15 protein-coding genes are annotated in these 20420 nt (G+C 68.9%); 7 read left to right on the forward strand and 8 right to left on the reverse strand.

The window, feature by feature from the left end; all coding sequences use genetic code 11:
* Window positions 1–301: 301 nt before the first annotated feature.
* From metX to ACFWMR_RS17205, 3 genes are all read right to left on the reverse strand, one after another.
* The gene (metX, locus tag ACFWMR_RS17195) at window positions 302–1423 is read right to left on the reverse strand and encodes a homoserine O-acetyltransferase MetX (protein WP_378379032.1); all 1122 of its coding nucleotides are present in this window, start codon (window positions 1421–1423) and stop codon (window positions 302–304) included.
* Window positions 1420–2721: a bifunctional o-acetylhomoserine/o-acetylserine sulfhydrylase gene (locus ACFWMR_RS17200; RefSeq protein ID WP_378379033.1), complete on the reverse strand. Its 1302-nt coding sequence runs from the start codon at window positions 2719–2721 to the stop codon at window positions 1420–1422. The genes metX and ACFWMR_RS17200 overlap by 4 nt, the downstream gene beginning before the upstream one ends.
* Window positions 2722–2800: 79 nt before the next feature.
* Window positions 2801–3199 carry a VOC family protein gene (locus ACFWMR_RS17205; RefSeq protein WP_378379034.1) on the reverse strand — a complete coding sequence of 133 codons (399 nt, stop codon included), beginning with the start codon at window positions 3197–3199 and terminating at the stop codon, window positions 2801–2803.
* 148 nt (window positions 3200–3347) lie between these two features.
* On the opposite strand from ACFWMR_RS17205, the gene ACFWMR_RS17210 reads away from it, so the two are divergent.
* Complete coding sequence (locus tag ACFWMR_RS17210) at window positions 3348–4901, forward strand: PucR family transcriptional regulator (protein WP_378379035.1); 1554 nt, start codon at window positions 3348–3350, stop codon at window positions 4899–4901.
* A gap of 128 nt (window positions 4902–5029) precedes the next feature.
* On the opposite strand, the gene ACFWMR_RS17215 is transcribed toward ACFWMR_RS17210, so the two are convergent.
* The 3 genes from ACFWMR_RS17215 to ACFWMR_RS17225 all read right to left on the reverse strand — a co-directional run bounded on the left by ACFWMR_RS17215 (window position 5030) and on the right by ACFWMR_RS17225 (window position 6735).
* Window positions 5030–5257 (reverse strand): hypothetical protein, encoded by a 228-nt coding sequence (locus tag ACFWMR_RS17215; RefSeq protein WP_005150660.1) that lies wholly within the window; start codon window positions 5255–5257, stop codon window positions 5030–5032.
* A gap of 117 nt (window positions 5258–5374) precedes the next feature.
* Window positions 5375–5794, reverse strand: a complete 420-nt coding sequence (locus ACFWMR_RS17220; RefSeq protein ID WP_378379036.1) for a pyridoxamine 5'-phosphate oxidase family protein — start codon at window positions 5792–5794, stop codon at window positions 5375–5377.
* On the reverse strand, window positions 5794–6735 hold the full coding sequence (locus ACFWMR_RS17225; protein WP_378379037.1) for a zinc-binding dehydrogenase: 942 nt from the start codon (window positions 6733–6735) through the stop codon (window positions 5794–5796). The genes ACFWMR_RS17220 and ACFWMR_RS17225 overlap by 1 nt, the downstream gene beginning before the upstream one ends.
* A gap of 163 nt (window positions 6736–6898) precedes the next feature.
* Between ACFWMR_RS17225 and ald the strand changes: the two genes are divergently transcribed.
* The 4 genes from ald to ACFWMR_RS17245 all read left to right on the forward strand — a co-directional run bounded on the left by ald (window position 6899) and on the right by ACFWMR_RS17245 (window position 14885).
* Window positions 6899–8014: an alanine dehydrogenase gene (gene ald, locus ACFWMR_RS17230; protein WP_093932843.1), complete on the forward strand. Its 1116-nt coding sequence runs from the start codon at window positions 6899–6901 to the stop codon at window positions 8012–8014.
* A 686-nt stretch (window positions 8015–8700) separates the two neighbouring features.
* Entirely contained in the window at window positions 8701–9897 is a 1197-nt protein-coding gene (locus ACFWMR_RS17235; RefSeq protein WP_378379038.1) for an ABC transporter ATP-binding protein, read from the forward strand.
* Window positions 9897–10781 carry an ABC transporter permease subunit gene (locus ACFWMR_RS17240; protein WP_093932841.1) on the forward strand — a complete coding sequence of 295 codons (885 nt, stop codon included), beginning with the start codon at window positions 9897–9899 and terminating at the stop codon, window positions 10779–10781. The genes ACFWMR_RS17235 and ACFWMR_RS17240 overlap by 1 nt, the downstream gene beginning before the upstream one ends.
* A gap of 381 nt (window positions 10782–11162) precedes the next feature.
* Window positions 11163–14885 (forward strand): ABC transporter ATP-binding protein, encoded by a 3723-nt coding sequence (locus ACFWMR_RS17245; RefSeq protein ID WP_378379039.1) that lies wholly within the window; start codon window positions 11163–11165, stop codon window positions 14883–14885.
* 118 nt (window positions 14886–15003) lie between these two features.
* Here ACFWMR_RS17245 and ACFWMR_RS17250 read toward each other — a convergent pair whose 3' ends face one another.
* Window positions 15004–15321, reverse strand: a complete 318-nt coding sequence (locus tag ACFWMR_RS17250) for a hypothetical protein (RefSeq protein WP_378278104.1) — start codon at window positions 15319–15321, stop codon at window positions 15004–15006.
* Between the two features lie 74 nt (window positions 15322–15395).
* On the opposite strand from ACFWMR_RS17250, the gene ACFWMR_RS17255 reads away from it, so the two are divergent.
* Window positions 15396–15965 (forward strand): DUF4291 domain-containing protein, encoded by a 570-nt coding sequence (locus ACFWMR_RS17255; RefSeq protein ID WP_378379040.1) that lies wholly within the window; start codon window positions 15396–15398, stop codon window positions 15963–15965.
* Here the strand turns inward: ACFWMR_RS17255 and ACFWMR_RS17260 are convergent.
* Window positions 15962–16228, reverse strand: coding sequence for a hypothetical protein (locus ACFWMR_RS17260; RefSeq protein ID WP_093932838.1), 267 nt, complete (start codon window positions 16226–16228; stop codon window positions 15962–15964). The two genes, ACFWMR_RS17255 and ACFWMR_RS17260, sit on opposite strands and share 4 nt — an antisense overlap.
* Window positions 16229–16600: 372 nt before the next feature.
* Here ACFWMR_RS17260 and ACFWMR_RS17265 point away from each other — a divergent pair, with 372 nt between their 5' ends.
* Window positions 16601–20317, forward strand: a complete 3717-nt coding sequence (locus tag ACFWMR_RS17265) for a multifunctional oxoglutarate decarboxylase/oxoglutarate dehydrogenase thiamine pyrophosphate-binding subunit/dihydrolipoyllysine-residue succinyltransferase subunit (RefSeq protein WP_378379041.1) — start codon at window positions 16601–16603, stop codon at window positions 20315–20317.
* The last annotated feature ends 103 nt before the right edge of the window (window positions 20318–20420 follow it).

The raw sequence follows: 20420 nt of genomic DNA on the forward strand, positions 1-20420 counted from the left end.
GGCCCGCACCGCCAGAGACCACCTGGATCACGAAGCCCATCGAACGGGACTTACAAGACAGCACCTAGCCACTCTCACTCTGCGGCCGCCGCGACATGCCAGGTCAGCGAATCGGGAGCCGGTCGGGTTCCCAATGTGGCATCAGGGACGCCCAATGTCCCTGATGCCACATTGGGAACGCTGAGCGGCGGCGACTGGGCAGGCGATCCGGCGAGAACGCGTTGTGAAAGCCACTTTCGCAACGTTGAAGGTTGCGAAAGTGGCTTTCACAACGGCATGTCGCACCGTGCGGCTGACCGGGCTAACCCAGCAGGAGCTTCACCAGCCGCCCGATCTGCTCGGTCTCGATCAGGAACGAGTCGTGCCCGTACGGCGAGCCGATGACGGCGAACTCGGCCCCCGCGACCCCGTCCGCGATCGCCTGCGACTGGTACAGCGGGTAAAGCCGGTCACTGTCCACCCCGGCGGCGACCGTGCGCGCGGTGATCCGGCCGAGCGCGTTCGCGACGCCGCCCCGGCCGCGGCCGACATCGTGGGTGTTCATCGATTCGGTGAGCACCACGTAGCTGCCGGCGTCGAATCGGCGGGACAGCTTCCCGGCGTGATGGTCCAAATAGGACTCGACGGCGAACCGGCCACCGTGCAACGGGTCTTCGCCGTCCTGGTAGCGGCGGCCGAAGCGTTGTGCCAGCTCGGCTTCGCTGCGATAGGTCGCGTGCGCGATCCGGCGGGCGACGCCGAGACCGGCGTGCGGACCACCGCCGGGGACGTCGTGGTAGTCGCCGCCGTGCCAGCCGGGATCGGAGCGGATGGCGTGCAGTTGCGGCGCGGCCCAGGCGATCTGGTCGGCCGACGCCTGCGCCGTCGACGCCAGCACGAGCAGTGCGCCGACCCGGTCGGGCTCGCTCACCGCCCATTCCAGCGCGCGCATCCCGCCCATGGAACCGCCGAGCACCGCGGCCCACCGGCCGATGCCCAGCGCGTCCGCGAGGACGGCCTCGGTGGCCACCTGGTCCCGCACGGTCACGGCGGGAAACCTGCTGCCCCAAGGACTTCCGTCCGGATGCGGAGAAGACGGCCCGGTCGAACCCTGGCAGCCACCGAGCACATTCGGGACCACGACGAAGAAGGCGTCCGTGTCGATCGCCTTGCCCGGCCCGATCAGACCGTCCCACCAGCCGGGGCTGACGTGTCCCTCCTCCGCCTGCCCGACGGCATGGCTGTCCCCGGTGAGGGCGTGCTCGACCAGAATCGCGTTGGAGGCGCCGGGATTCAGCGTCCCCCAGGTCTCGTAGGCGAGCGTGAACGGGATCTCGCGCCCGGTTTCGAGCGGCTGGACGCCGGTGACGAACCGGCGCCTGCCGGGCGGATCTCCCTCCCGCCACGCACCGGTGGCGGGAGGGAGATCGGGAGCCTGGGTCACAAAGCCGCCTTGGCCGCCCGGAATCCGGCCTCGAGGTCGGCCTTGAGGTCCTCGATCCCTTCCAGCCCGACGGCGAGCCGCACGAGACCCGGCGTGACGCCGCTGGAGGCCTGCTCCTCCGGGGTCAGCTGGCTGTGCGTCGTGGAGGCGGGGTGCACGATCAGGCTGCGCACGTCGCCGATGTTGACCAGCTGGCTGTGCAGTTCCGTACCGTCCACAAAGGCCCGTCCGGCTTCGACACCGCCCCGCAGGTCGAACGACAGCACCGCGCCGGCGCCCTTCGGCAGGTACTTCTTCGCGGCCTCGTGGTACGGGCTCGACGGCAGCCCGGCGTAGTACACCTTCTCGACCTCGTCACGCTGCTCCAGCCATTCGGCCAGTGCCTGCGCGTTGGACACGTGCCGCTCCAGGCGCAGCGACAGCGTCTCGATCCCTTGCAGGATCAGGAAACTGTTCAGTGGCGCGATCGCGGCGCCGGTGTCGCGCAGGATCTGGACGCGGGCCTTGGCCGCGTACGCGCCCGGCCCGAGGGCCTCCCAGTACTTGAGACCGTGATAGCTCGGGTCGGCCTCGTTGAAGCCCGGGAACCGCGCGGGGTCCTTGCCGAAGTCGAACGTGCCGCCGTCGACCAGCACCCCGGCGACCGTGGTGCCGTGCCCGCCGAGGTACTTGGTCGCCGAATGGACCACGACGTCGGCGCCGTGCTCGATCGGGCGGACGAGGTACGGGGTCGGCACGGTGTTGTCCACGATCAGCGGGACACCGGCCTCGTGCGCGGCGTCGGCGACCTTGCGGATGTCGAGGACGTTGCTGCCCGGGTTGGCCAGCGTCTCGGCGAAGAACAGCTTGGTGTTGGGCCGGACCGCGGCCTTCCACTGCTCGATGTCGTCCTGGTCGTCGACGAACGAGACCTCGATGCCGAGTTTCGGCAGCGTGTAGTGGAAAAGGTTGTAGGTGCCGCCGTAGAGCGACGGGCTGGAGACGAAGTGGTCACCCGCGTTCGCGATGTTGAGGATGGCCGCCGTCGTCGCCGCGGACCCGGAGGCGAACGCCAGCGCCGCGACCCCGCCTTCGAGCGCGGCGAGCCGCTGCTCCAGCACGTCCTGCGTGGGGTTGTTGATCCGCGTGTAGATGTTGCCCGGCTCGGCGAGGCTGAAGAGGTCGGCGCCGTGCTGGCTGTCGCGGAACACGTACGAGGTGGTCTGGTAGATCGGGGTCGCCCGCGCGCCGGTGGCGGTGTCGGGCGCCGCACCCGCGTGGATCTGCTTGGTCTCGAACGACCATCCGTCCGCGCTCATCGCGATTCTCCTAGCGGTTCAAGGGGTTTCGGCTGTTGTCACCGAAGCTAGCTCCGCCGAACGGAGCACCCAACCGCTCTCAGGACGTGGGATTCCGTTCCGAAAGGGCGAACCTGTTGCCCTCCGAATCGGTGAACATCGCCCACCAGCCCCATGGCTGCTTCTCCGGCCGCGCCGGGAACTCGACGCCCTTCGACGAAAGCTCCTCGTACGTCTTTTCGATGTCGTCGGCGTAGAAGAAGAAGTTGGCCGTCGGGAGTTCATCACGTACTTCGAAGCGTTTGAGGTCCTCGGGTGCGGTACTCAAGACGATTGCCGTCACACGATCGGGGGAAGCGACCTCGACCCATCGGTTCCCTTTGTCGTCGTAGGGCACGTCGGTGGTGATCTCGAACCCGACGACCTCTGACCAGAACTTCTTCGCCCGTTCCTGGTCCCGCACCCCGACGACGATCTTGTGCACACCTCGTATCGCCATCTCCGGCTCCCTTTGTATCTGTCATGGACAGGATGGGATCGGAGTGTCCGCTCCCCGGATGGCCGACGGCAACCCGCGGCTCACGGGCAGGGTCGGCGTGAACCAGGTCTGACGTGTGCGACGGTCCCACCTGCTGGACAATCGCACCATGGTCTCCGTGCGCAGTGTCGTCGACAGGGTCGGCCCGACGCTGCTGCACGCCCTCCAGGTCCCCGAGGAGTCCCCCGCCGTCGGTGACGTCGTCATCGCCGAACCCGGCAACACGCTCGCCGCGGGTGACCTCGTCCTCGGCGTCGCGATCACCGAAACGCCCGAAGCCGCGGAGCTCGTGAAGCACAGTGCGGCCAAAGGCGCCGCCGCCGTCCTGCTGAAGCCGCCGCTCGCGGCGAAACCGTCGGTGAAACGGGCGGCGAAATCGGCGGACATCGCGTTGATCGAGGTGCGCTCGGCGACGTCGTGGGCCCAGCTGGTCTGGCTGCTCAGGACGGTCCTCGACGCGCTGGCCGACGAGTCGGACGCGCTGGAGGACGGCGGCGGCCCCGGTTCCGGCGACCTGTTCCGGCTCGCGGACGCGGTCGCTTCGGTGGTCGACGCGCCGGTGACCATCGAGGACACCAACTCGCGGGTGCTCGCCTACTCGGCCCGGCAGGACCTGACCGACTCGGCCCGCGTGTCCACGATCATGGGCCGCCGGATTCCCGACGACGTCCTCGCGCGGTTCCGGTCGCGAGGGGTGTTCCGCGAGCTTTCCCGTGGGCGGCAAACGATCTTCGTGCCCGCGCAACGCGACGGCACGCTGCCCCGGCTCATCGTGCCGATCCGGATGGGCGGTGAGCTGCTGGGGTCGATGTGGGCGGTCGTCGCGGGCCCGGTCTCCGACGAACGCGCGGCCGCGTTCGCCGACGCGGCGCCCGTCGTCGCGCTGCATCTGCTGCGCCGCCGCGCGCACACCGATTCCCAGCGCCGGGTCTCGGCCGAGCTCCTGCGCGCCGTGCTCGAAGGGAAAGCCAGCCCGCGCAAGGCGATCGCGGAACTGGACCTGTCCGAGGAGCCGCACCGCGTCGTCGTCATCGAGGTCTCCGGCGGTGACGGCCGCGACGACGAGGGGCTGCGGCTCGCTCTCCTCGAAAGGATCTCGCAGGGCGTCGGCAGGCGGCCGGTGGCCACCGAACTCGGCGGCGTGCTCTACGCCGTCGTCCCGGACGGCGACGGCTGGGGCGAACTCCGCGCCGCGCTCGAAGCCCTGCCGTCGTCGAGGAAGGGCGGGACACCGCGGGCGGCCGCGGGTTCCGCCTGCGAGATCGGCGAGCTCGCGACGTCGCGCGCCCAAGCCGACGAGGCACTGAGCCTGCTACGCGCGAAGCTCGTGCCGGGCCGCGTCGTGGTCTTCGACGAGGCGTGGACGGCACTTTCGCTGCACCGCGGAGCGACGGCGGCCAGCACGGCGAAGGTGGCCGAGCTGGGTCCGCTCGGCTTGCTGCGCGCGCACGACGAAGCCCACGAGAGCGGCTACGTCGACACGCTCTACCAATGGCTGAGGCATCCCGGCGACCCGCGCGCGGCCGCGAAAGAACTTCGCATCCATCCCAACACCTTGAGATATCGCATGCGGCGGCTGCTCGACCTCGTCCCGCTCGATCTCGACGATCCCGACGTCCGGCTGGCATTGATCACGCAACTCGTTTCCCTGCGCTGGAGCTGACCGGCATTCCACGAGAAACTGTTCAAAGACGAACACTTTGTAGTGCGATGAAACTGCGCGCAGACGTCAGGAAAGGGTCTTTCAGGACGAAAAACGTCTTGAAAGACCCTTTCCTGACATCCGACAGATTAGTGCGCGCTGGCGCGATATCCGTCCTCAATGGTCTGCCGTACCGCGGCGAGCAGATCGGCACCGGGGTAAAGCGGCAAAAGCACACCGGGGCCACCGTCGACCCGCAACGCGGCTTCGTAGCCGTGCCCGGGGGTTTCGACCAGGCCAACGACGACATCGGCCGGATTGCCTTCGGTGTCGACGGTGCGGACACGCCGCTCCCGCCGCCAGTCCTGATTTGTCATGCGGAACAGAATGGCAGCTTACCGGCCAGTAAGATCAACATCTTGACTCGATCGTGCTGCATTTACCGATCCGCAGGTTGCACGGCCGCGCCCACCCCCCGCGAACGCGGCCGTGCGTCATACCCGATAACCGAGGTCTTCGGCGACGAATCGCTTCGGCACCATCCGGAGCCAGACCGTTCCCGCGACCTCGGGATCATCGTGCAGGTAAGAAAGAAAACGCGCATCCCATTTGTCCTCGTCGGACCCGAGATAGCGGCCCAGCAGCCGCCGTCCACGTGGGACGTCGAACGGCAGCACCTCCGCCTCGCCGCGCGCGAGCACCTGCCGCACCGTCCCGGTGCCGACGTCGCAGACGTCGACCGTCACCGCGATCGCCGGTGACTCACGGACGAGACCGGCCAGCTTCGCCCACGGTCCGGTGAGGATCCAGAAGGCCCGGTCCTCCCAGAGGTACCAGGTCGGGCGCACGGTCGGCCCGGTCGTGGCGACCCTGGCCGTGAGCGGACCGGCGAGGAACTCGTCGACGTCGAACATCAGATCTCGAGCACCGTCTTGCCGATCGCGCCGCGCGACTGCATGACCGCGTGCGCGTCCGCCGCCCTGGCGAGCGGGAACCGTTGGCCGATCACGGGTTCCAGCCGTCCGGCGGCGGCTTCGGCGAGCGCGGACTCGGTGAACGCGCGCATCTCGGCCGGACCGCCGAGGTCCCGGATCACCGTGACCCCGCGCGCGGCGGCGTCCTCTTCGGACACCTCCGTCCACGAACCACTGGACAGCCCGTGGATCAGCATCCGGCCGCCGGGCCTGAGCAGCCCGAAGGACGTCGTGCCGATTTCGCCGCCGACCCCGTCGAACACGACGTCGACCTCGCCCGCCTTCGCCGCCCAGTCCGGTTCGCGGTAGTCGACCGCCAGATCGGCGCCGCGCTCCCGGACGTGCTCGACCTTCGCCGGACCACCCGCCGCGCCGACGACCTCGGCGCCCGCGGCCTTGGCGAGCTGGACGATCAGCCCGCCGACCCCGCCGGCCGCGGCCTCGACCAGCACGCGTTCCCCCGGCCGGATGCCCGCCGCCGTCACCAAGGCCGTCGCCGTGCGGCCGTCGGCGAGGATCGCTACCGCCGCGTCGAGCGCCAAGCCGTCCGGCACCTCGAAGACGGCCTCCGCGGCGACAGCGACCCGTTCCGCGTACGCCCCGGAGCCGCCGGTCGAGGTCACGACTCGCTTCCCGACCAGGCCGAGGTCGGTCCCCTCGCCGACCGCGCTGATCACGCCACCGACGCCGTTGCCGGGGATCAGCGGCGGTTCGGCACGGAACGGCCCGCCCCCGCCGGCGCGGAACTGCGTCTCGACGAACGTGATGTTGGCGAACGCCACCTCGACCAGGACCTGCCCCGGCCCGGGCACCGGATCGGGTGCCTCGCCCGCGACGAGCACTTCGGGTCCGCCGAACTCTTTCAACCACACCGCTCTCATGTCACCCAAGGTGCAAGCTCCAGTCGACTGGAGGTCAAGCGATTGTGCCGAGAAAACCATGATCGGCTCTCAATCTTGTCCCCGGCACACGATGACACCGCCGTCCGGGTACATCACCGTGAGTGGCAGCACTTGTCGTAGACCCGCCGCCAGGAGGCATTCCGTGCGTATCGCCGTCCCCCGTGAAATCAAGAGGCACGAGTACCGCGTGGCGCTCACCCCGGCGGGCGTGCACGAACTGACCGGGCGCGGCCACGACGTCTTCGTCGAGACCGGCGCCGGCCTCGGCTCGTCCATCACCGACGACGAGTACGTCGCCGCGGGCGCGAAGATCCTGGCGACCGCCGAGGAGACCTGGTCCGAGGGCGAGCTCGTGCTGAAGGTCAAGGAGCCGATCGCCGAGGAGTACCCGCGGCTGCGCGCCGACCAGGTGCTGTTCACCTACCTGCACATCGCCGCGGACCGCCCGCTGACCGACGCGCTGCTGGCCGCGGGCACCACCGCGATCGCGTACGAGACGGTGCAGACCCCGAACCGCGCGCTGCCGCTGCTGGCGCCGATGTCCGAGGTCGCCGGGCGGCTGGCGCCGCAGGTGGGCGCGTACTCCCTGATGAAGCCGAGCGGTGGCCGCGGCGTGCTGCCCGGCGGCATCCCCGGTGTCCACCCGGCGCGCGTGGTCGTGATCGGCGGCGGTGTGGCCGGCCTCAACGCGGCGCGGGTCGCGCTGGGCCTCGGCTCGGATGTCGAGATCCTCGACACCAACGTCGACAGGCTCCGTCAGATCGACAACGACTTCGGCGGCCGCATCCGCACGGTGACCTCGAACGCGCTGTCGGTCGAGCAGTCCGTGCTGGAGGCCGACATGGTCATCGGCGCGGTGCTCGTGCCCGGTGCGAAGGCGCCGAAGCTGGTCTCGAACGACCTCGTCTCGCGGATGCGTCCGGGCAGCGTGCTGGTGGACATCGCGATCGACCAGGGCGGTTGCTTCGCGGACTCGCGGCCGACCACGCACGACGAGCCGACCTACCAGGTTCACGAGTCGGTGTTCTACTGCGTCGCGAACATGCCGGGCGCGGTGCCGCGGACGTCGACCTACGGGCTGACCAACGTGACGCTGCCGTACGCCGTCCAGCTGGCGGACCACGGCTGGCAGAAGGCGCTGCAGGCGGACGCTTCGCTGGCGAAGGGCCTCAACACCCACGCGGGTGCCCTGACCAACGCCCCCGTCGCCGCGGCGCACGGCCTGCCCGCCACCGACCTGGCCTCCGTCCTCGCCTGACCCCCACACCACTCTCCTTACACACCCGCTTCGCCCGCTCCACCCCGCAAGCCACTTTCCTACGCGAGGGACCTTTGCCGCCCCAGTGAGCAAAGGTCCCTCGCTCCCAAGTACATGAAGGCCCCCTTCCTTGCGCCTAGCCACGGGAAGGGGGCCTTCATGTACAGAAACCCCACGCACTCCGCGCCCTCGGTCACCAGGCCACGGCGCTCTGCGCCGTAGGCCACCCACCCGCCAACCGCCGCTTCACGCACCGTGGGGGTCCGGGGGGCTCGGCCCCCCGGGTGATACGACGAAGCCCCACCACTGCGAAGGTGCGCAAGCACCGAGCAGGGTGGGGCGAGGGGCTGAGGGCGGCCCGCTCAACCAACCTGGGGGTCATTGGGAGCGGGCCGCCTCCTACATCGTAGGTAATAAGTCGCCGTCGCGCTGCATGGGGTTGCCATGTCTTCCGAATTACTTCTTCACAGACCCTCTCCACAGTCGGTGATTTTCCGCGCTTTACGACGCATATCCGGTAGTCAGAGGCCATTCGGTCCAGTGTCGGGTGCGCTGAGGGATGGCATCGTCACAGCATCGAACGTGACGAAGGTCGCTTTCGGCGGATTGACCCCTTCCGCGGGTGCGGACTCACCCGGTGAGGCAGGATGTCGCGTGATCGGCCTTCGTCAACAAAAGGGGACGGTATGCACGACGGCAGTGGCCGCATCGCGGTGCAGAATCTGAGCAAGCAGTTCGGTGCGGTCAACGCGGTCCAGAATCTGAGCTTCACGGTGGAGCCTGGTTCGGTGACCGGCTTCCTGGGGCCCAACGGGGCCGGGAAGACCACGACGCTCCGGATGCTGCTCGGGCTGGTGACGCCCACGAACGGCACGGCGACCATCAACGGGCGCCCGCACGACCAGCTGGGGAATCCGGCCCGGGTCGTCGGTTCGGTGCTGGAGAACGAGGGCTTCCACCCGGGGCGGACGGCGCGGAATCACCTGCGCGTGTACTCGGCGGCGATCGGGATGCCGGATCAGCGGGTGGACGAGGTGCTGGGCCTGGTGGGCCTTTCGTCGGCGGCGGACCGCAAGGCGGGCGGGTTCTCGCTCGGTATGCGGCAGCGGCTGGCGCTGGCGACGGCGTTGCTGGGGAATCCGCAGGTGCTGGTGCTGGACGAGCCGACGAACGGGCTCGACCCCGAAGGCATCCTGTGGCTTCGGAACTTCCTGCGCGCGTACGCGCGTGAGGGGCGCACGGTGCTGGTCTCGAGCCACCTTCTGAACGAGGTGGAGCAGACGATCGACCAGGTCGTGATCATCAGCCAGGGCATGACGCGGTACAACGGCTCGCTGGATCAGTTGCGCAAGAGCAACCAGTCGCGGGTGCTGGTGCAGTCCGCGGACGCGAACGGTCTCGTCTCCGCGTTGCAGGAAGCGGGCATCACGCAGGTCTCGCCGATGCCGGACGGCCGGGTCGCGGTCGCCGGTGCGACGGTGCAGCAGATCGGTGACATCTCGGCGAAGGCGAGCATCGCGGTCTACGGCATGCAGGAGGAGACCGCGGATCTGGAGCGGATGTTCTTCCAGCTGACGCAGGGTCAGTACTCCGCGCCGCAGCCCGGTTTCCAGCAGCAGGGCCCGCCGCCGGGCTACCAGGGTCCGCCCCCGGGCCATCAGGGCCCGCCGCCCGGATATCAGGCGCCGCCCCCCGGCTACGCGCCTCAGACGCCGCCGCCCGGATTCGCGCCGCCGAACACCCCGCCGCCCGGTTTCGCGCCGCCGCAGCAGTACCAGCAGCAGGGCCAGCCCCCGCAGCAACAGCAGCAGTACCAGCAGGCGCCGCCTCAGCAGCAGGCGCCGCAGCAGGGCCAGAACGAGGGCTGGGGAGGCCAGGGCTGATGGGCAACCTGATCAAGGCGGAGTTCCGCAAGACGCTCACCCTCAAAGCATGGTGGGCGCTGATGATCCCCGCGGTGGTCTTCGCGTTCGCGTTCGCCCTGTTCTGGGGCATGGTCACGAACGACTTCAGTGACTTCCTCGGCCGCTCGGACACGCGTGAGCTGACCGAGGCGCTGGGCATCTCGACCGGCGAACTGCCCGTCGGCCTGCTCGCGCTGGGGCACGGCATCAACATCGGCACGATGATCCCGATCATCTTCGGCGTCTTCGCCCTCGCCGGCGAGTACACGAAGAAGACGATCACCACGACGTTCCTCACCGCCCCGAACCGGGTTTCGGCGTTGAGCGCGAAGATGATCACCTACATCGCGTGGGGCGCGATCTACGGTGTGATCATCGTGGCCGCGGCGAGCCTCGGCACCGTGATCACGGTCGACAGCCAGCGGCTGCCGTCGGCGGGCCAGTGGCTGGGCGTGCTGGGCGCGGGTGTTCTCGCGACGATCCTGGCGACCCTGTTCGGCATCGGTGTCGGCGCGGTCTGGCGCAGCGTGGTCGGCAGCATCATCACGCTGACCATCTGGATGCTCGTCGTCGAGAACGTCCTGGTGTTCGTCATGTTCGGCGCCGCGGACATCACGTGGCTGGGCGGGGTCCTGCCGAACGGCACGGTCAACGGCATCGTGGGCGCCATCGGCGCGGAGGCGTTCGGCGCCGCCGGCGTGAAGGTGCCCGCTCTCCAGGACGAGACGGCGTGGGCGCTGCAGTACGCGGCGGGTGCGCCCGGCGCGTTCTCGTGGTGGGCCTCGGCGCTCATCTTCTTCGGCTGGACGATGATCTTCTTCCTCGCCGGCTGGGCCGTGAACCAGAAGAAGGACATTACTTAATTGATCGCGCGCTGACTGTGTTTGTTTGATCGCGCGCTGACGTAAACGTGCCGAAGGGGCGTCAACCCGCTTCAACCTGCAGGTTGGGCGTGGAGGCGCCCCTTCATCACGTTTCCGTGGGCCTTCGGCCCGAAAGAGGGCGCGCGACGGGTGAAGTCTCCGTCGGGCACGGGGCGCCCTTGGGGAGACCGTTCGGTGGCGTCGACGTGTGGCACTTGCCCTGGCCGGACGTGGGTCACCTTCCCACCCGACGTGGGTCACCTCTCACACACGCCATGAAAGGTCCTTTCCTTGCGAAATTTGCAAGGAAAGGACCTTTCATGGCGTTCGGCCCTGCGCGAACCGGCCGATCATGTCGGTGGAGCGGCCTAGGCTGGCGGGGTGACTACTGCTCCACCTCGTCCGCGTCAAGCCAGTCCGGCTCGTGAGACCACCCCCGCACCCGCCGGAGGCTGGATCCGCCGCCTGGCCGCTTCGTGCTGGAAACACCCGTGGCTGGTCGTGCTGTCGCTGGGCGCGGCGATCATCGGCGTCGGGTTGCAGGCCGCCGGTCCGCTGCTGATCCGGGAAGCGCTCGACAGCGCGGTCGCGGGCGACACCTCGAACCTCGGCCTGCTCGCCGCCGTGATGGCGGTGCTGCAAGTGCTGACCTTCGGCAACGCCTTCGCCCGCCGGTACGTCGGCGGGCGGCTGGCCCTCGACGTCCAGCACGATCTGCGCCGCCAGGTGTTCAACGCGGTCTCCCGGCTCGACGGCGGAAAGCAGGACGCACTGCGCACCGGGCAGGTCGCCTCCCGCGCGATCTCGGACCTCCAGCTGGTCACCTCGGTCCTGATGCAGGTGCCGCTCTCGGCCGGTTCGGTGATCTTCGCGCTGCTGTCGCTCGGCGCGATGCTGTGGATGTCGCCGACGCTGACCCTGATCGCGATGGTGGTCGCCCCGGCGATCGCGATCATCATGGCGGTGAGCCGGAAGCGGCTCTTCCCCGCGACATGGGCCGCGCAGCAGCGCGCGGCCGACGTCGCGCAGCAGGTCGAGGAGACCGTCACCGGCGTACGCGTCGTGAAGGGCTTCGGCCAGGAGGCGCGCGAAGTCGCGAAGCTGGAGAAAACGGCGAAGAAGCTCTTCGCCGAACGCATGCGCGCGGCGAGGCTGTCCGCTTTGCCCACCGCCACGACGGCGGCGCTGCCCGCGGCCGGTCAGGTCGCGGTGCTGGCGGTCGGCGGTGTCCTGGCGCTGAAGGGGGAAGTCAGCCTCGGCACCTTCCTGGCCTTCGCGACCTATCTCTCCATCCTGATCGGACCGGCGAGGATGATCTCCAGCCTCGTCGTCCAGGCGCAGCTGACCAGGGCGGGCGCGGAACGGGTCAACGAGCTGATCGACGCGCAGCCGGACGTCGTCGACAGCCCGGACGCGCGGTCGCTGCCCGAAGGACCGCTCGGCGTCCGGCTGGAGGACGTCTCCTTCGGCTACACGCGGTCGGATCCGGTGCTCGACGGTCTCACCCTGGAGGCCAGGCCGGGCGAAACGCTCGCGCTGGTCGGCACGGCCGGTTCGGGCAAGTCGACGATCTCCTTGCTGCTGCCCCGGTTCTACGACGTCCACGACGGTTCGGTCCAGGTCGGCGAACTCGACGTCCGCGACGTCCGGCAGCACGACCTGCGCGGCGCGATCGGCGTGGTCTTCGAGGAGGCGTTCCTCTTCTCCTCGTCGGTGCGCGACAACATCGCCTACGGCAGGCCGGACGCGAGCGACGACGAGATCCGCGCGGCCGCGCGGGCGGCGGAGGCGGACGAGTTCATCCAGCGGCTCCCCGAGGGCTACGACACGCTCGTCGGCGAGCGCGGCCTCACGTTGTCGGGCGGGCAGCGTCAGCGGCTCGGCCTGGCCAGGGCGCTGATGACCGATCCTCGCGTGCTGGTCCTGGACGACGCGACGTCCGCCATCGACACGGTCACCGAGGCCGCGATCCACGACACGCTGCGCTCGGTCACCGCGAGCCGGACGACCCTGCTGATCGCGCACCGCCGCTCCACCCTCGCCCTGGCCGACCGGATCGCCGTGCTGGACAAGGGCCGCGTCGTCGACGTCGGCACCGAAGAGGAACTGCTGGCGCGCTGCGCGCTGTTCCGCGAGCTCGTCGCGGGACCGGGTGACGACGTCGAGGAACCGCATCGCTGTGAGGGCCTCGACTGCGGCCCCGCCGGCATCACGCCCGCCCTGTGGCCGGAGCAGGACAAGGCCGACGAACTGGCGGGCGAGCGAAAGGGCACCGGCGGCGAGTGGGACGTCAACCTGCCGCCGAGCGAGGAACTCATCGAAGGCGTCCGGAAACTGCCGCCCGCCACGGACGTCCCGAGCCTGCCGGGCACCGACGTCACCGCGCCCGAACCGAAGTTCCGCCTCGGCCGCCTGCTGAAGCCGGTGCGTGGCCCGCTCGCCGTGGTGATCGGCCTGGTCGCGGCGGACGCGCTGGCCACCATCGCGATGCCCGCGCTGTATCAGCACGGCATCGACAACGGCGTGCGCGCCGGCGCGGAGGCGGTCATCTGGCTGGCCGCCGGGATCGGCGCGCTGGTGATCCTCGCGGACTGGCTGGTGGTGTACCTCCAGACCAAGATGACGGCGCGGGTCGGCGAGACGGTGCTGTATTCGCTGCGCGTACGCAGTTACGCGCATCTGCAACGGCTCGGGCTCGACTTCTACGAACGCGAACTGTCCGGGAAGATCATGACCCGGATGACGACCGACGTCGACGCGCTCTCGACGTTCCTGCAAACCGGTGTCGCACAGGCTGTGGTGAGCGCGCTGACCCTGGTCGGGATCGCGGCGGCCTTGATGATCACCGATATCGGGCTGGCGGCGTACGCACTCGCGGTGCTGCCGATCCTCGTCGTGGCGACGGTGATCTTCCGCCGGGCTTCGTCCAAGGCGTACACCGAAGCCCGGGAACGGGTCAGCGTCGTCAACGCGGACATGCAGGAGAACGTGAACGGACTGCGGGTCGCGCAGGCGTATACGCGCGAAGAGCGCACGGCGGAGAAGTTCGCGTCCCGCAGCGACGAATACCGGCGTTCACGGCTTCGCGCCCAGCGCCTGGTCGCGACGTACTTCCCTTTCGCCGCGATGCTTTCCGGACTCGCCGAGGTCGTCGTGCTGATCGTCGGCGCGAACCGCGTCGCGGCAGGCACCCTGTCCGCCGGTGTGCTGGTGGCGTTCCTGTTGTACCTGGGTCAGTTCTTCTCGCCGATCCAGCAACTGTCCTCGGTGTTCGACGGGTATCAGCAGGCACGGGTCGGCCTGTCGCGGATCGGTGACCTCCTGCGCACGCCGACTTCCGTTCCGGAGGCGGAGAAACCGGTCGCGGTCCCGGAGCGACTGCGAGGCGAAGTCTCCTTCAAGGACGTCGATTTCGCTTACACCGCAACGGACGAGCCCGCCCTGACCCAGCTTTCCCTGGACGTCGCGCCCGGGGAGACCGTCGCACTGGTCGGCGCGACGGGCGCCGGGAAATCGACGGCGGTGAAGCTCGTCGCGCGTTTCTACGACGCGACGGGCGGTGTGGTCCGGATCGACGGAACCGACATCCGCGAATACGACCTGGCCGCCCTGCGCACACGGATGGGCGTGGTACCACAGGAAGCGCATCTGTTCTCGGGGACCGTCGCGGACAATGTGCGCTATGGCAGGCCTTCCGCGACGGACGCGGAAGTCGAAGAGGCGGTCCGGTCCGTCGGCGCGCTCGACGGTGTCGCCGCGCTCCCCGCCGGTTTCCATCAGCCTGTCGGTGAACGCGGACGGTCGCTTTCGGCCGGGCAGCGGCAACTCGTCGCCCTCGCCCGCGCCGAACTCGTGGACCCGGACGTCCTCCTGCTCGACGAGGCGACAGCGGCACTGGACCCGTCCACCGAAGCCGCCGTCCTGCGCGCGACGGAACAACTCGCGCGGCGCCGCACGACTTTCGTGGTCGCGCACCGGCTCGCCACCGCCGCCAAGGCGGACCGGATCGTGGTGCTGGACCACGGCCGGATCATCGAGCAGGGCACCCACGAAGACCTGGTGGCCGCCGGGGGCCACTACGCGCGCCTGTGGTCCTTGGGCTGACGTTGGGTGGCGAGTTCGTGGTCTCGGCGGGGTTCCCAATGCCGCATTTGTGTCGCTGAGCGTCCAGAATGCGACATTGGGAACAAGGACCGCGTGGCGGACGGGGCCTCGGTCTCGCTCACGAGCCCGCGGCCGCGAGATCCAGCGGGAACTGCGCCCCCGGAGCCGTCGGCTCCCACCCGCGCTCCAGCGCCAGCCGGATCGCCCGCTCCACATCGGAAGGCAGCACCGCTTTCGACGGGAATCCCCGATAGTTCAACGGATGCGCGTGGTCCGTCTGGACCACCAGCACCGCACCCCGCGCGTCCTCTAGTTCCACCGCGTAGGACAGGGGACATCCGTCCTCCTGCGAGTAGGTCGGCTTACGCCGGACGATCCACCGGTAAGCGGTGTCGTCGACCACGATCCGTCGCGAACCCTTGCGCAGCAATGCCATGACGTCAGCATGCCCCGGCGGGCAAGGGAATTTCGGTCGCGTACGAACACCGCGCCTGTCACGCTGAGCGGCAAATGAAAGAAGAGATCCCGGCGCGGCAGATCCGCGCCGTCCACACCGAAACCACGATCCGCGTCTATCAGGCGTACTCGCCGGCCATCGCCGACGCCGCCCTGAAGGCGGGCACGTTCGTGCCGCCGTTCAAACGCGAACGGATGACCTGGATCAAGCCGTCCTTCCTCTGGATGGCGTACCGCTGCGGCTGGGCCGCGAAACCCGGCCAAGAGCGCGTGCTCGCCCTCGACATCACTCGTGAGGGCTTCGCCTGGGCACTCGACCACGCGGCGCTCAGCCACTACGACCGGGACGTCCACCCCGACCAGCAGGCGTGGCGGAACGAGGTCAAGACCAGCCCGGTCCGCATCCAGTGGGATCCGGAGCGCAGCGTCCGGCTCGGCCCCCTGAAACATCGTTCGCTCCAGATGGGACTGAGCGGCGAGGCCGTCGATCGCTATGTCGACAAATGGATCACCGCGGTCACCGACGTCACCCCGGTCATGCGCGAGATCGGCGCCTTGGTCGCGGCGAACCGCATCGAGGACGCCGAAGCACTACTACCGGCGGAGCGCCCGTACAGCGCCTAGGGCCGCCACTTGAGGCCGCTCATCCCGGCGACCTCGACATCCCGCTCCGAAGCCCACCGGAAGGTCCCGGGCCGGACGTGCACCCCGGCCGTCACCGCCCAGTCCGGCTCGTCGGGCTCGACGTGCTCCATCTCCTTGAAGTCGGCGAGCGTCGGCCAGACCGCCGAGCACGAGTCGCACATCAGGACGACCTTGCCGGATTCGGTGACCAGCGGGCGCACGCGCCCCTCGTCCCAGAACGACGGGCACTCGTCCAGCCACATCGGCTGCCACCACCTCGCGGGCGATCGGCGGCCGGCACGACACCGGCCGCATCCTCCACCCAGCAAAACCCGCCGACGTGAACTCCAGGCTGTCCGGGCACGACCACCCAGCCAACCTTTACCGACCAATCCGTGACCTGACCTGCGCAGACGGTGAAACGACAGCAAAGGTCCCCTGCTCCCCCGAACGGTCGCGGCCCGGTCGGCGGAGCGGTCCGGTTTCGATCTCTTGATCGAGACAGTGACCCATCGCCTAGTGCGCCACGCCTCACACAGGCCAGTTCCATCACACGGCCGCCACCGAGGGGGTTAGCCTGGTAGGCGCATCAGCGGTGTTCAAGATCTCGAGACGGATAGAGGCGAGTCCAAGCCGTGTCCAGCAGCAGCCCTGCGTCACAATTCGGCCCCAACGAGTGGCTGGTCGAGGAAATGTACGACCAGTTCCTCGCCGACCCCAGCTCAGTCGATGCCGCCTGGCACGACTTCTTCGCGGACTTCAAGCCAACGCAGGACGCGAAGACCAAGGCTGACGACGCACGTCAGACCTCCTCGGAGACCACCAAGGAGGCAGCGGGCGCCAACGGCCAGGCCACCAAGCCGTCGCCGCAGACCGTCCGCAAGGCCGAGTCCACCGCGAAGCAGACAGCCCCGGCGAAGCCCGCCCCGAAGACCGAAGCGAAGCCCGCTCCGAAGGCGGCTGCGCCCAAGGCCGCGGACAAGGCCCCCGCCAAGCCCGCCGAGAAGGACGCCGAGCCGGAGTCGAAGCAGCTCCGCGGCGCCGCGGCGGCGATCGCGAAGAACATGGACGCCTCGCTGTCCGTGCCGACGGCCACGAGTGTGCGCGCCGTCCCGGCGAAGCTGATGGCCGACAACCGCATCGTCATCAACAACCACCTCAAGCGCACGCGCGGCGGCAAGATCTCCTTCACGCACCTCATCGGCTACGCGATGGTCCGGGCGCTGAAGAACTTCCCGAACATGAACCGGCACTACCAGCTGATCGACGGGAAGCCGTTCGCGATCACGCCGGAGCACGTGAACTTCGGTCTCGCGATCGACATGAAGGGCAAGGAAGGCTCCCGCACGCTCGTCGTGGCCTCCATCAAGGCCACCGAGAACATGACCTTCATGCAGTTCTGGCAGGCCTACGAGGAGATCGTCAAGAAGGCCCGCAACGGCAAGCTGACCGCCGACGACTTCGCCGGCACCACGATCTCGCTGACCAACCCAGGCGGCATCGGCACCAACCACTCGGTGCCGCGCCTGCAAGCCGGTCAGGGCGCGATCATCGGCGTCGGCGCCATGCAGTACCCGGCGCACTTCGAGGGCACCAGCGAGAAGGCGCTCGTCGACCTCGGCGTGTCAAAGATCATGACGCTGACCTCGACGTACGACCACCGCATCATCCAGGGCGCGGAGTCGGGCGAGTTCCTCAAGCGCATCCACGAGCTGCTGCTGGGCGAGGACGGCTTCTACGACGACGTCTTCACCAGCCTGCGCCTGCCCTACGAGCCGATCCGCTGGGTCGCCGACATCCCGGACGGCCCGGTCGACAAGACCGCGCGCGTGATCGAGCTGATCGACGCCTTCCGCATGCGCGGTCACCTGATGGCCGACACCGACCCGCTGAACTACCGGCAGCGCAGCCACGCCGATCTCGACGTCCTCTCCCACGGCCTGACCCTGTGGGACCTGGACCGCGAGTTCCCGGTCGGCGGCTTCGCCGGCCAGGAGCGGATGAAGCTGCGTGACATCCTCGGCGTGCTGCGCAACTCCTACTGCCGCACCGTCGGCATCGAGTACACGCACATCCTCGACCCCGAGGAGCGCCGCTGGATCCAGGACCGCGTCGAGATCCCGCACGAGAAGCCGGACCCCGCCGTCCAGAAGTACGTGCTCTCGAAGCTCAACGCCGCCGAGGCGTTCGAGACCTTCCTGCAGACCAAGTACGTCGGCCAGAAGCGGTTCTCCCTCGAAGGCGGCGAGACCGCGATCCCGCTGCTGGACACGCTGCTGGACAAGGCCGCCGAACACGAGCTCGACGAGGTCGTCATCGGCATGCCGCACCGCGGCCGCCTGAACGTGCTCGCGAACATCGTCGGCAAGCCGATCGCGCAGATCTTCCAGGAGTTCGAGGGCAACCTCGACCCGGGCCAGGCGCACGGTTCCGGTGACGTGAAGTACCACCTCGGCGCCGAGGGCAAGTACTTCCGCATGTTCGGCGACGGCGAGACCAAGGTGTCGCTGACCGCGAACCCGTCGCACCTGGAGACCGTCGACCCGGTCCTCGAGGGCATCGTCCGCGCGAAGCAGGACATCCTCGACAAGGGTGGCGAGGGCTTCACCGTCCTCCCGGTCCTCATGCACGGCGACGCGGCCTTCGCGGGCCAGGGCGTCGTGGCCGAGACCCTGAACCTCGCGCTGCTGCGCGGCTACCGCACCGGCGGCACCGTGCACGTCATCGTCAACAACCAGGTCGGCTTCACCACCGCGCCCGAGCACTCGCGTTCGAGCCAGTACGCCACCGACGTCGCGAAGATGATCGGCTCGCCGATCTTCCACGTGAACGGTGACGACCCCGAGGCCGCGCACTGGGTGGCCAAGCTGGCCGTCGACTACCGCCAGGCGTTCCACAAGGACGTCGTGATCGACCTGATCTGCTACCGCCGCCGCGGCCACAACGAGGGTGACGACCCCTCGATGACGCAGCCGGCGATGTACGACATCATCGACACGAAGCGTTCGGTCCGGAAGACCTACACTGAATCGCTGATCGGCCGCGGCGACATCTCCGTCGAAGAGGCCGAGGCCGCGTTGCGCGACTTCTCCAGCCAGCTGGAGCACGTGTTCAACGAGGTCCGCGAGCTGGAGAAGCACCCGGCGAAGGCCAGCCCCTCGGTCGAAGAGGAGCAGCAGGTCCCCGCCAAGGTGCCCACCGCGACCACCGCCGAGGTCATCGAGCACATCGGCGACGCGTTCCTCAATGTCCCCGAGGGCTTCACCCCGCACCCGCGGGTCAAGCCGGTCATGGAACGCCGCCACAAGATGTCCCGCGAAGGCGGCATCGACTGGGCGTACGGCGAGCTGCTCGCCTTCGGTTCGCTGGCCATGGAAGGCCGCCTGGTGCGGCTGTCCGGTCAGGACTCCCGCCGCGGCACCTTCACCCAGCGCCACTCGGTGCTGATCGACCGCAAGACCGGCCAGGAGTACTCGCCGCTGGCCAGCCTGGCCGAGAACCAGGGCCGCGTGATGATCTACGACTCGGCGCTGTCCGAGTACGCGGCGGTCGGCTTCGAATACGGCTACTCCGTGGCCAACTCCGAAGCGCTGGTCATGTGGGAAGCGCAGTTCGGTGACTTCGTCAACGGCGCGCAGACCGTCATCGACGAGTACATCTCCTCCGGCGAGGCCAAGTGGGGCCAGCTCTCCGACGTCGTGCTGCTGCTGCCGCACGGCCACGAAGGCCAGGGCCCGGACCACACCTCCGGCCGCATCGAGCGCTTCCTCTCGCTGTGCGCCGAAGGCTCCATGACCGTCTCGGTCCCGTCGACCCCGGCGAACTACTTCCACCTGCTCCGCCGCCACGCGCTCGACGGAGTCAACCGCCCGCTGGTGGTCTTCACCCCCAAGTCGATGCTGCGCAACAAGGCCGCGACCTCGGCGGTCGAGGACTTCACCGGCCAGACGAAGTTCATGTCGGTCATCGACGACGCCGACGTCGACCCGTCGAAGGTGCGCAAGGTCCTGCTGACCTCGGGCAAGCTCTACTGGGAGCTGGTGGCCGAGCGCACCAAGCGCGAAGCGAACGACGTCGCGATCGTGCGGGTCGAGCAGTACTACCCGCTGCCGAAGAAGAAGCTGCTGGCGGCGCTCGAGTGCTACAACGGCGCGCCCGCGGTCTGGGTCCAGGAGGAGCCGGAGAACCAGGGTGCGTGGCCGTTCTTCGGCCTGAACCTGCCGCGGAAGCTGCCGGAGGTGTTCTCCAGCCTGGACGTCGTTTCGCGCCGTCCGATGGCCGCGCCGTCCGCCGGTTCGTCCAAGGTGCACGAGGTCGAGCAGAAGGCGCTGATCGCGCGGGCCTTCGACTGATCGCCTGACAAGTACGTGAAGGCCCCCTTCATTGCGCTAGACGCAGTGAAGGGGGCCTTCACCTACTTGGGGTGTCGAAAACGGTGAGGCCCGTTCGTATAGG

Origin of the sequence: Amycolatopsis thailandensis, assembly GCF_042723255.1 — a bacterium.
GTDB classification, from domain to species: domain Bacteria; phylum Actinomycetota; class Actinomycetes; order Mycobacteriales; family Pseudonocardiaceae; genus Amycolatopsis; species Amycolatopsis thailandensis.

Excerpts from the sequence above, each read along its gene's own strand:
- ACFWMR_RS17200 (WP_378379033.1), bottom strand. The coding sequence starts at position 2,721 with ATGAGCGCGGACGGATGGTCGTTCGAGACCAAGCAGATCCACGCGGGT.
- ACFWMR_RS17205 (WP_378379034.1), bottom strand. The coding sequence starts at position 3,199 with ATGGCGATACGAGGTGTGCACAAGATCGTCGTCGGGGTGCGGGACCAG.
- ACFWMR_RS17210 (WP_378379035.1), top strand. The coding sequence starts at position 3,348 with ATGGTCTCCGTGCGCAGTGTCGTCGACAGGGTCGGCCCGACGCTGCTG.
- ACFWMR_RS17215 (WP_005150660.1), bottom strand. The coding sequence starts at position 5,257 with ATGACAAATCAGGACTGGCGGCGGGAGCGGCGTGTCCGCACCGTCGAC.
- ACFWMR_RS17220 (WP_378379036.1), bottom strand. The coding sequence starts at position 5,794 with ATGTTCGACGTCGACGAGTTCCTCGCCGGTCCGCTCACGGCCAGGGTC.
- ACFWMR_RS17225 (WP_378379037.1), bottom strand. The coding sequence starts at position 6,735 with ATGAGAGCGGTGTGGTTGAAAGAGTTCGGCGGACCCGAAGTGCTCGTC.
- ACFWMR_RS17235 (WP_378379038.1), top strand. The coding sequence starts at position 8,701 with ATGCACGACGGCAGTGGCCGCATCGCGGTGCAGAATCTGAGCAAGCAG.
- ACFWMR_RS17240 (WP_093932841.1), top strand. The coding sequence starts at position 9,897 with ATGGGCAACCTGATCAAGGCGGAGTTCCGCAAGACGCTCACCCTCAAA.
- ACFWMR_RS17250 (WP_378278104.1), bottom strand. The coding sequence starts at position 15,321 with ATGGCATTGCTGCGCAAGGGTTCGCGACGGATCGTGGTCGACGACACC.
- ACFWMR_RS17255 (WP_378379040.1), top strand. The coding sequence starts at position 15,396 with ATGAAAGAAGAGATCCCGGCGCGGCAGATCCGCGCCGTCCACACCGAA.
- ACFWMR_RS17260 (WP_093932838.1), bottom strand. The coding sequence starts at position 16,228 with ATGTGGCTGGACGAGTGCCCGTCGTTCTGGGACGAGGGGCGCGTGCGC.